Below are 11,837 nucleotides of genomic sequence, written 5' to 3'. Positions count from 1 at the left end.
CGCATTTGCTAGGGATGGCAGAGGAAACGGCAAGACAGCTTCCACCCATGGATGCGCCACTGGACGACGTTTTCATCGACGAGATCAGCTTCCCGGCGATGGACGGGTATGCGCTATCAGGCACCCTGTTCCTGCCGCGCGGCGCCAAGCGCCACGCCGTCCTGATCAACTCGGCGACCGCCGTCCCCCGCAAGATCTATCGCGGCTTTGCATCCTACCTCGCCCATCGCGGCTGCGCGGTGCTCAGCTATGACTATCGCGGCATCGGCGACTCCCGCCTGCCGGCCATGGTCGGCTACAACCAACCGAAATCGCTGGTCGGCTTCAAGGCTTCGATGTCGGACTGGGCCGCGCAGGACGTCACCGCGGCAGTGCGCTGGATGCGCGAGCGCTACGGCACCCTGCCCCTTGCCTATGTCGGCCACTCCTACGGCGGTCAGGCGCTCGGGCTGATCGAAAACAACAGCGAGATTTCGCGCGCCGCGTTCGTCGCCTCGCAGGCCGCAACCTGGCGATTGATGACATCGCCGGAGAAATATCGCGTCTTCGCCTTCATGAACCTCATTGGCGTCCCGCTCACCCACGCGCTCGGCTACGCACCGGGCTGGGCGGGCATCGGCGAGGACCTGCCCAAGGACGTCTTCCTGCAATGGGCGCAGTGGGTCTCGAGCCCGCATTACCTGTTCGATTCGAAACTGCCGGCGCTGGAGAATTTTGCCAAATTCAGGGGCGAGCTGCGCGCGCTCTGCTTCTCCGACGATCCCTGGGCGACGCGGCCCGCGGTCGAACTGCTGACGCGTGGCTTCACCGCGATCAAGCCGGAGGTGCTCACGGTGAAACCGTCCGACGTCGGCGCCAAGGCGATCGGCCATTTCGGCTTCTTCCGCCCCGAGCACCGCGACACGCTGTGGCGCGGGGTTGCGGAATGGATCCAGGGAGAGTGATGGTCAGGCGGACGCATTGCGCGCTCATCACGTCTTCGTTGTCGGCCAAATTGAAACCGATTTCCGCCATCCTCGTTTGCGAATGCCAAGAGGGCGGCAACGCAGTTGATCTCGTTGCGACCACACTGGACGCAACGAGGACATGATGGAAGATCACTCCAGTAGCGGTAGCCTCGTCACCGAAAGCAAGGTCCCCGCAGTCACGCTCGGCTTCTGGATCATCAAGATCGCCGCCACGACGCTGGGCGAGACCGGCGGCGACACCGTGACGATGACGCTGAACTGGGGCTACCTTGCGGGCACCTGCCTGTTCCTGGCGGCGATGGTCGTCCTCGTCGCGGCACAGGTCCGCGCGCAGAAATTTCATCCATCGCTTTATTGGGCGACCATCGTCGCCTCGACCACTTTCGGAACCACGATGGCGGATTTCGCCGACCGCTCGCTCGGCATCGGCTACACCGGCGGCGCGACGCTGCTGCTCGTCTGTCTCATGCTGGTGCTCGGCCTCTGGTATCGCTCGGAAGGAACTATCTCGGTCAACAGCGTCAGCAGCCCGCGGGCGGAAGCCTTTTACTGGGGCGCGATCACTTTCTCGCAGACGCTGGGCACCGCGCTCGGCGACTGGATCGCCGACACCGGCGACATGGGTTATCGCGGAGGCGCGCTGATCTTCGCGTCGGGGCTTGCCGTCGTTGCAGGGCTCTACTTCTGGACCCGCGTTTCTCGTGTGACTCTGTTCTGGGCCGCCTTCATCCTGACGCGACCGCTGGGCGCGACCGTCGGCGATTTCCTCGACAAGCCGCTCGATCAGGGCGGCCTCGCTCTGAGCCGGCCGCTGGCCTCGGTCGTGATCGCGGCATTCATGGTGGCCTGTCTGCTGCTGATCCCGCAGCGCCCCGGGCAGCATCCAGGCGAACACGCGGCCGAGCGGGCCTAGCGGATGATCGTCGTCAGTGACGAATAGCGTTTGTTCGGCTTGGCTTCGGCTGCCGAGAATTGCGCAAAGGCATCGCTCACGCGGGTCGCCGGCGGCGTGTCGCTGGCGAAGCGGAATTCCTGCGGTTTCGGCGCGTAGAAGTTGGAGCTGTAATAGCTGTCGTCGAAGCGCGCCTCACCGACCCCGAACAATGTGTCGCACACGAACAGGAGTGCGTAGACTCCCGCGATCGCTGCGATGACCTCCTTGAAAACCGACATGTTGATGCCCTGCCCTTTTGCAGCAGGATGCAGGTCGGTTCCAAATCTCTGGTTTAAAGCGCCGTGCTTCTTGTCCGCACGGTTTGCCGCCGCTGAGCGGATTTCAGACAATTTTATCGATCTCGAAAAGCATGCCGCAGGATGAAGCGGCGGGCCGCGTGCGCCTTGTTCGCGGCAGGCAAGAATGGCAATCTCGCCTTAGAGTCATTCAAGAGACGCCATGATGTCGCGCGCGAGCGCCAAATCGCTTCCTCAACTGAGCCTTCGCATCGACTTCGACGGCGAGGACCGGATCGGACCCGGCAAGATCGAGCTTCTGGAGCAGATCCGCGAGCAAGGCTCGATCTCGGCGGCCGGTCGCGCCATGGATATGTCGTACAAGCGCGCCTGGGATCTCGTCGACGAGATCAACCGGATTTGCAGGCATGCCGCGGTCGAGCCGCAGGCCGGCGGCAAGAACGGCGGCGGCGCGATGCTGACGCCGTTCGGCGAAAAGCTCGTCGCGCGCTACCGCAAGATCGAGCGCGACGCCGCCCGCGCCGTACACAAGGAGCTGGAAGCGCTCAAGAGCGACATCGCGCGGTCGCGCAAATCATGAACGGACAGACCCGCATGCCCCTGGACATTCGGCCCGCCCTGCCCGTCGACCTACCGCAGCTTCTGGCGCTCTACCGGCATCTCGATCCCGACGACGAAAGCCCGCCCCTCGACCTCGCCGTACAGCGCCTCAACGAACTGCAGGCATATCGCGGAAGCGCGGTGTTGATCGGCCTCATCGCAAGTTCTGTCGTCGCATCCTGTACTCTCGTGATAATCCCCAATTTGACGCGTGGAGGCCGCGCTTACGGGCTCATCGAGAATGTCGTCACCGACGTAGCGTTCAGGGGCCGCGGCTATGGCAAACGAATCCTTGAGGCCGCCGTTGCCGGCGCGTGGCAGGCCGGCTGCTACAAAGTCATGTTGATGACCGGCTCGAAGAAGCCGTCGACGCTGGCCTTTTATACCTCAGCAGGTTTCGAGCAGACCAAGACCGGCTTTCAGATCCGTCGTTTGCCGCCCAGGGCAGAAGGTGCAGATTGACGACATTCGCATTTCGTCTCTATCTGCCGGGCCGGCTTCTTGGAGAGATCGCACGATGCTGCTGATCGGGGTCAATCGCTCACCATTTACGCGACGCGTTGCGATTACGCTCAATATCTACGGCGTGGCATTCGAGCAGCGCCCACTGTCCGGCTTCGGCAATCGCGCAGAGGTCAGGGCCAGCAATCCGCTTGGCCGCATTCCGGCGCTCGTGCTCGACAGCGGCGAGACATTGATCGACAGCGACGCGATCGTCGATCATCTCGACGAAATCCATGGTGGCGACCGGCCCCTCACGCCGCGCTATGGCGCCGATCGCCGCGTCGTATTGAAGGTCGCGGCCTTGATGATGGGCGCGTGCGAAAAATGCCTTCACGCGGCCTATGAGGGGAACCACCGACCGCCTGAAAAGGTGCATCAGCCGTGGATCGATGACTGCATGGCTCAGGCCGCCAATGCGCTGAGCGCGATCGAAGCCATGATCGACCCGAAACAGCCATATCTTCTGCTTGGGCGTCTCACTCAGGCGGATGTGACCGCCGTCGTCGCAGAACGTCTCGCGCGAGCGCGCGGCATCAATACGGATTCCGATATGCCCAAGCTGCGCGCGCTGACGAGCAAGCTCGCAGAACAGCCATTGTTCCAGGTGAGCGAGCCCTAGTTCGGCCGCGCCGTCATCTCCGGGATCGGCTGGGTCAGCGCTTCACCCAGCAGGCTCTGCTCGTCCTTCGGGATCGAGAAGCGGATCTTGAAGCCATCCTCGGTTTCCAGCGTGATGATGCGCTGGGTCGTGTCGGTGGACTGCTCCAGCACCCAGGACGCCAGCGGATAGGCATAGCGCAGGCTCTGATCGCCATAGCGCGCCTTCAGCGCCGCCTCGAGCAGGCCGGGCAGCGTCATGATCAGGGCGCCGACCTGGTTGAGCGAGACGCTGACGACGGCCGAGTTGCCCGTCACGTCCTCGAAACCCAGCGAGATCGCGCCGCCATCGGCCGCCACCGCGCAGGTCGTGAGCTGCCTCACCTTGATTTCCATTGCCAGTTCCGAAACGCACGTCGCTATATCCGATACGATATATCGATGTGTCGAACCGCGCCAGCCGCTTTTTCTGGAATTGATCGAGTTCGCCGCCATGGCCGGCCGACCGCCGACGCGGAGGCGGACCTCGGACCGCATCTGAAACAGCTCGGCGTTCGCTCAGAACACCGGATCGTCCTTGAGCGCCGCGATCACGTGCTCGCCCGACGCCGTCAGGCGATAGGTCACCAGCGGGCGGCTCGAGGGCGGCTTGCGGTCGATCTCGACGATATAGCCGCGCACCATCAGGGCTTCGAAGCTGCCATAATAGCCGTACATGCTGATCTGGTTCTGCTTGAGCAGCTTGAACTCGCGCAGCAGGCGAATCTCGTTGCCCGAGAGCAGCGAGCGGCGGACACGTTGCACAAAGCTCGCACGCTGCTCGAACCAGGCCGCATCGGGCAGCTCGCGCGCGGAGGGTACATTGTTGCGATCGCAGGGGCGCGCCTCGATATCGGTCCTGATGACCGGCGGCGATGGCATGCTGCTGCCGACCGCATCCCTGGCGCCGTCGAGCACCGCGATCGGCCAGCGCCGCTTGTTGTCGATCATGACAGGCGGGGGTACGACATTGTCACGCACGAGCTGCTCGAAGCGGCCGGCGGTGACGCCGACATAGGCGGCCGCGCGGCGACGGTCGACGAGACGGCCGTCCCGTCCGGGCTCCAGCTCGCAAGCGTTGGTCTCGTTCACCCCAAAATCCCCTGCCGCGTCGTTGCGGGCGCGTCGCCGCGCGGGCCCGAGAGGCCCGTCAGCACATGACATTAGGGTGAAACCGGCGCTCTCAAAAGGCAGAGAATTTCGCACATGTTGCTGCCGTTTCGGCAACAGCTATAGTGGCACCGAGGATCCCATGCGCTTTCATTCACCGGCCATCCAGTATTTCCATGCCGTCCGCCGCACCGGCTCGATCCGTGCCGCCGCGCGGACCCTGAACGTCGCCTCGTCCGCGGTCAGCCGCCAAATTCTCAAGCTTGAACAAGAGGTTGGATCACCTCTTTTCGAGCGGACGGCGCGCGGGCTGACTTTGACCACGGTGGGCGAGATGCTGGCTCGCCACGTCATGAACGTGCTCCAGGACCTCGACCGCTTCCGCGCCGACGTGGCATCGCTGTCCGGCGCCTGGCACGGCAATGTCAGCATCGCCTGCATCGAATCCCTCACGGAATCGGTGCTGCCGGATTTGATCGCCGCGCATCGCAGCCGGGCCCGGCGCGTCAGCTTCACCACCGAGGTGATGGGATCGTCGGACGTGCTCGAAGCCCTGAGACGGGGCGAGGCCGATATCGGCATCGCCATCGCGCTCAGGCATCCACCCGATCTGCGCCAGGTCGCGTTGAAACGCTTTCGCCTCGGCGCGCTGGTCGCCCGCGAGCATCCGTTGGCGCGCCGCAAGACCGTGACGCTGGAGCAATGCCTCGCCTTCCCGGTCATTCAGGCGCTGCCGGAGCTATCGATCTACCATCTGCTGCAGCCGCTGATCGCCCAGCTCTCCGAGACGCCGGAGCCGGCGATCCAGGCCAACTCGATCGACCTGATGCGCGAGCTCGCCGCGCGCGGCGTCGGCATCGCCTTCCAGACCCAGCTCGGCATTATCAGGCTGTCGCGCGATGCACAGCTGGTGTTCCTGCCGCTCGACAATGCCGGCAGCCCGGTGTGGTCGGATCTCGGTATCTATGTCCGCGCCGAGCGCACCCTGCCCGCCTTCACCGAGTCCTTCCTCCAGGAGCTCATCCGCGAACTCGGCGAACGCGAGCGGCGAGAGAATGAGGCGTATCGGCACACCGCCTGATCCGCTGACCGGTCAGTAGTTTTCCGGAATATGGCCGATCGTCCGGCGTTGGTATCCGTTGGGGATTCAGCCAGCTGCCGCTTGCCCCTAGGATCCCCGACATGCCGGTTCATCGGCTGAAGCCATCGCGCGTCCTGAACATCGAGCGTTTCACGGATTTCAGCGAGTTTCGCGCCAACGAGGTGCTCGGCATCGGCACCTCTACGCCGCTTCGGCCGCGCGAATTCTCGCTGTCGCGCGCCATCCTGCCGCTACAGAACGGGCTGTTTGTACTGCAGCGCGCCTTTGCGCGGCGGTTCGAAGCCGAGATCGGCACCGACCACGGCGTCGGTCTCGTTGTCCCGCTCGACTTCCACTCCATTGCCAACGGCCGCGAGGTCGACGGCTCGACGATCGGCGTGATCCGTGGCAAGGCCCCGGTCGAGTCGATCGAACATCGTCCCAACACCTATCTCATGGTGCGCTTCAACTCGGACATGCGGCATCGCGGATGGGCGGACTTCGACACCGGCCTCGCTTATGTCCATACGCAGGACGATCCGATGGCGCGTCTGCGCGCCGTCTTTCTGGAGATGTTCACGCAGGCGTCGGCATGCGACGATCCCAGGCAGTTCGAGGCGCTGCATCGCCCGATCCAGGAAACGCTGCTCGCGGCCTTCGACGCGATTTTGCTGCCGGCCAACGCACACACGGCACGTCCCGGTACGTTCGACAAGCATCGCAGGCTGATCGCACGGCTCGAGGAGGTCGTCGAGCTGTTCGGCAACCAGCCGCTCTACAGCGACGATCTCGCCACCGCGCTCGGCGTGTCCGCGCGTACGCTCCAGACTGCGATGCAGGTCGTGCACGGCGTGAGCCTGCACCACTATCTGCGTCTCAAGCGGATGTGGGCCGTTCGCGTCCAGCTCATGACGGGGGCCAGCGGCTTGACGGTGAGAGCCGCCGCACTCGCCAACGGCTTCTGGCATCTCGGCGACTTCGCGATGGGCTACAAGCGTGCCTTCGGCGAGGCGCCGTCCGAGACGCTGATGCGCGGGCGCTAGTTTATCGACACGACTGCACGTCCTCAGTGCTGACCGGCTTCCTTGCGATGGCCGTTGTCGCTGAGGCGGTCGACCCAGGCGATGCCGATCGCCGAGATGATGAATGTCAGATGGATCAGCACCTGCCACATCACGCCGGTCTCGGTGAAATTGCTGCGCGTGGTGCCGAGATTGCCGGCCTCTATGAACGTCCTCAGCAGCGAGATCGAGGAGATGCCGACGATCGCCATCGCAAGCTTGATCTTGAGCACGCTGGCGTTGACGTGGCTCAGCCACTCCGGCTCGTCCGGATGGCCGCGCAGGTTCAGCCGCGAGACGAAGGTCTCGTAGCCGCCGACGATTACCATCACGAGCAGGTTCGAGATCATGACGACGTCGATCAGTCCGAGCACGACCAGCATGATCTGCTGCTCGCTGGCGTCGAACGAATGCGCGACCAGGTGCCAGAGCTCCTTCAGAAACAGCAGCACATAGACCGCCTGCGCGACGATGAGGCCGACATAAAGCGGCAATTGCAGCCAGCGCGAGCCGAAGATCAGCCGCGGAAACAGGCCGACCGGCGGGTTAGCCAAAGGTGCTTTGGGTTCGGACGACATCGATGACTCCAGAGAAGGCTGAGGCGGGCTTTAGAGACTTGCGATGACAGGCGCGAGCTCGAGCGAGCCGCGATAGATCATCTCGAAGGCGACGTAGACGATGATGGCAAGGCCGGCATAGGCGATCCATCGCTGCTTCTGGAGCACGCGACCGAGCAGGTCGGCGGCGATCCCCATCAGCGCGACCGACAGCAACAGGCCGAACACCAGGATGTAAGGATGCTCACGCGCGGCGCCTGCGACCGCGAGCACGTTGTCGAGCGACATCGAGACGTCGGCTGCGACGATCTGCATCGCCGCCTGGCCGAACGTCTTGCGCGGCGCCGGCGCGGCGCTTCCACCGCCGCCGTGGCTGAGCGCGAGCTCCCCGGCATGCTCCCGCAGCTCGCGCCACATCTTCCAGCACACCCATAGCAGCAGCACGCCGCCGGCAAGCAGCAGGCCGATAACCTGCAGAAGCTGGGTCGCGACGCCGGCAAAGAGGATGCGCAAGCCGGTGGCCGCGATGATGCCGACGACGATGGCGCGGCGGCGCTGCTCGGCCGCAAGGCCCGCCGCGGCGAGGCCGATGACCACGGCATTGTCGCCGGCGAGCACGAGATCGATCAGAACGACCTGGAGCAGCGCGGTCAGCGCATCGGCAGTGATGAGTTCAGTCATGTCTGGTCATTTTTTCGAAGCGGACGTATCCAGCCAGTGCGGCTTGCGGCGCTCGATCCAGTCGAAGACCTTCGAGCGCGACGCGCGCAGCGCCGGCACGTCCTCGGCGAGGAGCGCAAGGCCGAGCGGCAGCATCCAGACGCCAAGCACCGGCAGGAAGGACAGCACGCCGCCGACGACGAGCAATCCCCCTGCGGGAATCCGGACCCAACGGCTGGAGGGTTGCAGGAGATAATCGACGGTGCCGGCAAGTCGCGGCGGCAGCCGTTGGACCAGCGCGTCGAGGCGCGGGTCGCCTCCGGCCGGCTGGCCGGTGGCGTCCTTCGATCTCCTCGCCTGCTCGTCCGAGGTTGCGCCCATGATCATTCCCTTGAAGCCGCGCCGACCGCCATCGGCCCGACCGGCTTCGCGCGTGGCAGCACCAGCGTCAGCAGGCGCAGCAGCTTGATCGCCTGCACCTCATGCGGATGCACGTCCTCGTCCGCGGCTGCAACGCGCTCCGACAGCTCGATGAGATGGGACGACAGCGGCAGGTCGGAGACCGGCCGCAGCGTGTCGATCACGACGTTGGCAAAGTCCGGCTCCTCGAGCCGTTCCGCCAGTTCGTCGAACATCGCAAGTAGGCGGTCATCGCCGATATGCGGGGCCAATCCGCGCTCCCTGATGAAGCGGATCACCTCGTCGCGCTCGACCGGTGAGACACGCCGATCGGCTACGGCGACCAGCGCGCCGGCAATGACCAGCGCAACGGCAGCCTGTTCGTTGAAGCTGCGCGGCTCGGTGATCTCGATCTCGATGGGGGCGGAAGTGTTGGCGTCAGTCATCGTCGCTCCTCGATCTTGCGAAATGGCCGCAGGGAGCTGCGATGGGGGACGATTGGGTCGGAGGGAACTCAAGAAGGCCCGACAATCGGCCGATCCATCGCATTCGCGCGGGACAGGTCATCCGACATCGCGAGGTTTTGCCGACATGGTCGGCGTCCTCGCCAGAGGGGCCCGGATTCTTGTTCTCTTCAGAGATAAAGCCGGGCGGCACGGAATCAAGTCGACATTGCTGCGACCAGCCGCCGCATCGGAGTTCCATGCAAGTCGCCCTTGCGAGCGCAGCGAAGCAATCGCGGAATATGCCGATCTATCCCGCCTGCTCCACGAGATGCGCGCGCGACGGCGCCGGATCGAACCTGGCGCCGAAATACTGCGTTTCATGCGCCACCAGTCCGTCGCGAAATTCCATGATGCTGACGACGTAGGACGGCTCGCCGTCATAGGTCAGGACAATTTCGCTCACCCAGAGATCGCCGCGGCCGACGATCCGTCGCACCGTGAAGCGCTTCTTGTTCGGCTGCACGAAGCGGCTCTCCTGAATGTTCCTGCGGCCGCGAATGCGCTCGCCGGATTGGGGATAGTCGAGCACGGCGTCGTCGCGATAGATGTCATGCTCGACTTCGAAATCGTTTGCGTCCGATGCGTCCCAATGCCGCTGGATCGCCGTCAATTTGACCTGGTCATCCATCGCAGATCTCCCGCCTTGCAGCCCTGCTGCCTAAATCGGAACCGAGGCAACGCGCGGCAAGGCTGCTCTCGCAACGTCTAACAACGACTAACAGGCCAAAAAGCCGACGAGAATGCAGAGTGACGGTACGGCGATGTTAATTCGCCGTACCGATCGCACCGGGGAACGCTTATGGCACGATTGCTGTCCGTCAATGTCGGCTTGCCGCGCGACGTCGCCTGGCAGGGCAGGACCGTTCATACCGGCATCTGGAAGGCTCCCGTCAAAGGCCCACGCAGCGTGCGCCGGCTCAACATCGAGGGCGACGGCCAAGGCGATACGGCGGGTCATGGCGGCGAACAGCGCGCCGTGTACGTCTATCAGGAGGACTCCTATCGTTACTGGCAGGCACATCTCGGCCGCTCGAACTTCGTTCCCGGTCAATTCGGCGAGAACTTCACCGTCGAAGGTCTCGCCGATACCGAAGTTTGCATCGGCGATCGCTATAGAATCGGCTCGGCCCTGTTCGAGGTGACGCAGCCGCGCGTCACTTGTTATCGCCTTGGCATTCGCATGGAGGAGCCGGACATGGCCGCGCTGCTGGTCAAGCACGGCCGGCCCGGGTTCTATTTTCGTGTGATCGAGGAAGGCGACGTCGAAGCTGGTGACGAGATCGCGCGCGTTGCCGCCGGCCCTGAGGGCATGAGCGTATCCGAGATCAACGCGCTGCTCTATTTGCCTCCGCATCAGCCCGATCGCCTCGAACGCGCGTTGCGGATTCCGGCACTAAGCCGCGGCTGGCGCCATTCGTTCGAGGCGCTGCTCGCGCAAACAAACAATGCGACGGGCGGAAATGCCGGCCTCGGCCCGGCCGCGGTCCCGCCTCCGGCCTGGCGCGGCTTCCGGCCGTTTCGCGTCTCGGGCAAGATCGCCGAAAGCGATGACGTGACATCGCTGCTGCTCGAACCCGCGGACGGACAGCCCTTTGCCGCCGCCCTGCCCGGTCAGTTCGTCACCATCAGGCTCGGACCTTCCGCGAGGCCTGCAATCACCCGCAGCTATTCGCTGTCGAGCCACTCCGATGCGGCGTCCTATCGCCTCAGCGTCAAACGCGAAGCCCACGGCATCGCCAGCACCTACATCGCCGATGAGCTCCGGCCGGGCGATGTCGTGCAGCTCGGTGCGCCGCGCGGCAGTTTCACGCTCCAGCCAGGCACGCGGCCTATCGTCCTATTGAGTGCCGGGATTGGCGCGACACCAGTGCTCGCCATGCTTGGCGCGCTCGCGCAGGAGCAATCGCAGCGGGACATCTGGTGGCTGCACGGCGCCCGCAATGGTCGCGAACATGCATTCGCCGCCGAGGTGCGAGCAATGATGGCAGGGCTTCCTCACCATCACAGCCACGTCTGCTACAGCAGCCCCGACCCGGGCGATCGCCGCGGCGTCGATTTCGACAGCTCAGGACACCTGGACCTGCCTCTGCTGCAGCACATCAACGTGCCGCAGGACGCCGATTTCTATCTTTGCGGACCGGCCGGGTTCATGAGCGAGCTCACGAGCGGCCTCCGTGCGTGGAGCGTCACGCCCGATCGCATCCACACCGAGCTGTTCGGCGCCGGGCCATCCCTCACACCCGGCATCGCCGCTCCGCCGAAGCGGCTCGCGCACGCGCCGGCTGGTGCACCGGGCCCGGGACCGATGGTGTCCTTCGCCCGCAGCGGCCTGAATGTCTGTTGGGGACCGTCATACGCCAGCCTGCTCGAACTGGCCGAAGCCTGCGACGTCTCCGTGCGCTGGTCATGCCGGACGGGGGTGTGCCACAACTGCGAAAGCGGCCTCATTGCGGGCGAGGTCAGCTATCAGCCCGACCCGCTCGACGCACCGGCAGACGGCAATGTCCTGATCTGCTGCGCGCGGCCGCGCGGCGACATCGTCGTCGATCTCTAGGACACAGGAG

General features: G+C 64.6%; 16 protein-coding genes. 8 read left to right on the top strand and 8 right to left on the bottom strand.

Translation table 11 applies throughout. The annotated features are described in order from the left end of the window. The first annotated feature begins 47 nt into the window (after window positions 1-47). Window positions 48-944 (top strand): alpha/beta hydrolase family protein, encoded by an 897-nt coding sequence (locus G8O24_RS04795; protein ID WP_188096962.1) that lies wholly within the window; start codon window positions 48-50, stop codon window positions 942-944. 145 nt (window positions 945-1,089) lie between these two features. Then, window positions 1,090-1,881: a COG4705 family protein gene (locus G8O24_RS04790; RefSeq protein WP_188096960.1), complete on the top strand. Its 792-nt coding sequence runs from the start codon at window positions 1,090-1,092 to the stop codon at window positions 1,879-1,881. Here the strand turns inward: G8O24_RS04790 and G8O24_RS04785 are convergent. Further along, window positions 1,878-2,141: a hypothetical protein gene (locus G8O24_RS04785; protein WP_188096958.1), complete on the bottom strand. Its 264-nt coding sequence runs from the start codon at window positions 2,139-2,141 to the stop codon at window positions 1,878-1,880. The genes G8O24_RS04790 and G8O24_RS04785 overlap by 4 nt on opposite strands. Before the next feature lie 223 nt (window positions 2,142-2,364). Between G8O24_RS04785 and G8O24_RS04780 the strand changes: the two genes are divergently transcribed. The 3 genes from G8O24_RS04780 to G8O24_RS04770 are packed head-to-tail and all read left to right on the top strand — an operon-like array spanning window position 2,365 to window position 3,882. Next, window positions 2,365-2,739 (top strand): winged helix-turn-helix domain-containing protein, encoded by a 375-nt coding sequence (locus G8O24_RS04780; protein ID WP_188097082.1) that lies wholly within the window; start codon window positions 2,365-2,367, stop codon window positions 2,737-2,739. Further along, the gene (locus G8O24_RS04775; RefSeq protein ID WP_244645738.1) at window positions 2,736-3,221 is read left to right on the top strand and encodes a GNAT family N-acetyltransferase; all 486 of its coding nucleotides are present in this window, start codon (window positions 2,736-2,738) and stop codon (window positions 3,219-3,221) included. The genes G8O24_RS04780 and G8O24_RS04775 overlap by 4 nt, the downstream gene beginning before the upstream one ends. Further along, complete coding sequence (locus G8O24_RS04770; RefSeq protein WP_188096957.1) at window positions 3,211-3,882, top strand: glutathione S-transferase family protein; 672 nt, start codon at window positions 3,211-3,213, stop codon at window positions 3,880-3,882. The genes G8O24_RS04775 and G8O24_RS04770 overlap by 11 nt, the downstream gene beginning before the upstream one ends. Here G8O24_RS04770 and G8O24_RS04765 read toward each other — a convergent pair. After that, window positions 3,879-4,256 carry a hypothetical protein gene (locus G8O24_RS04765; protein WP_188096955.1) on the bottom strand — a complete coding sequence of 126 codons (378 nt, stop codon included), beginning with the start codon at window positions 4,254-4,256 and terminating at the stop codon, window positions 3,879-3,881. The genes G8O24_RS04770 and G8O24_RS04765 overlap by 4 nt on opposite strands. A 162-nt stretch (window positions 4,257-4,418) precedes the next feature. Beyond that, on the bottom strand, window positions 4,419-4,991 hold the full coding sequence (locus G8O24_RS04760) for a hypothetical protein (RefSeq protein WP_188096953.1): 573 nt from the start codon (window positions 4,989-4,991) through the stop codon (window positions 4,419-4,421). Window positions 4,992-5,151: 160 nt separating this feature from the next. Here G8O24_RS04760 and G8O24_RS04755 point away from each other — a divergent pair, with 160 nt between their 5' ends. Together G8O24_RS04755 and G8O24_RS04750 are read left to right on the top strand one after the other, a co-directional pair. Further along, a complete protein-coding gene (locus G8O24_RS04755; protein WP_188096951.1) occupies window positions 5,152-6,090 on the top strand; it encodes a LysR family transcriptional regulator in 939 nt (312 codons plus the stop codon). A 101-nt stretch (window positions 6,091-6,191) separates the two neighbouring features. After that, a complete protein-coding gene (locus G8O24_RS04750; RefSeq protein WP_188096949.1) occupies window positions 6,192-7,133 on the top strand; it encodes a helix-turn-helix domain-containing protein in 942 nt (313 codons plus the stop codon). Between the two features lie 23 nt (window positions 7,134-7,156). Here G8O24_RS04750 and G8O24_RS04745 read toward each other — a convergent pair whose 3' ends face one another. The 5 genes from G8O24_RS04745 to G8O24_RS04725 all read right to left on the bottom strand — a co-directional run bounded on the left by G8O24_RS04745 (window position 7,157) and on the right by G8O24_RS04725 (window position 9,901). Next, entirely contained in the window at window positions 7,157-7,729 is a 573-nt protein-coding gene (locus G8O24_RS04745) for a TIGR00645 family protein (protein WP_188096947.1), read from the bottom strand. 30 nt (window positions 7,730-7,759) lie between these two features. Then, a complete protein-coding gene (locus tag G8O24_RS04740; RefSeq protein WP_188096945.1) occupies window positions 7,760-8,389 on the bottom strand; it encodes a YjbE family putative metal transport protein in 630 nt (209 codons plus the stop codon). A 6-nt stretch (window positions 8,390-8,395) separates the two neighbouring features. Further along, complete coding sequence (locus G8O24_RS04735; protein ID WP_376708090.1) at window positions 8,396-8,749, bottom strand: hypothetical protein; 354 nt, start codon at window positions 8,747-8,749, stop codon at window positions 8,396-8,398. 2 nt (window positions 8,750-8,751) lie between these two features. Further along, window positions 8,752-9,213: a TerB family tellurite resistance protein gene (locus tag G8O24_RS04730; protein ID WP_188096941.1), complete on the bottom strand. Its 462-nt coding sequence runs from the start codon at window positions 9,211-9,213 to the stop codon at window positions 8,752-8,754. Window positions 9,214-9,520: 307 nt separating this feature from the next. Continuing rightward, window positions 9,521-9,901, bottom strand: a complete 381-nt coding sequence (locus G8O24_RS04725) for a nuclear transport factor 2 family protein (RefSeq protein WP_188096939.1) — start codon at window positions 9,899-9,901, stop codon at window positions 9,521-9,523. Window positions 9,902-10,072: 171 nt separating this feature from the next. Between G8O24_RS04725 and G8O24_RS04720 the strand changes: the two genes are divergently transcribed. Then, a complete protein-coding gene (locus tag G8O24_RS04720) occupies window positions 10,073-11,827 on the top strand; it encodes an MOSC and FAD-binding oxidoreductase domain-containing protein (protein WP_188096937.1) in 1,755 nt (584 codons plus the stop codon). Window positions 11,828-11,837 lie beyond the last annotated feature (10 nt).

Source organism: Bradyrhizobium campsiandrae, assembly GCF_014529705.1.
Classification (GTDB): domain Bacteria; phylum Pseudomonadota; class Alphaproteobacteria; order Rhizobiales; family Xanthobacteraceae; genus Bradyrhizobium; species Bradyrhizobium campsiandrae.
The sequence above is the reverse complement of the archived record's forward strand: the minus strand, read 5'-3'. Positions and strand labels throughout refer to the sequence as shown.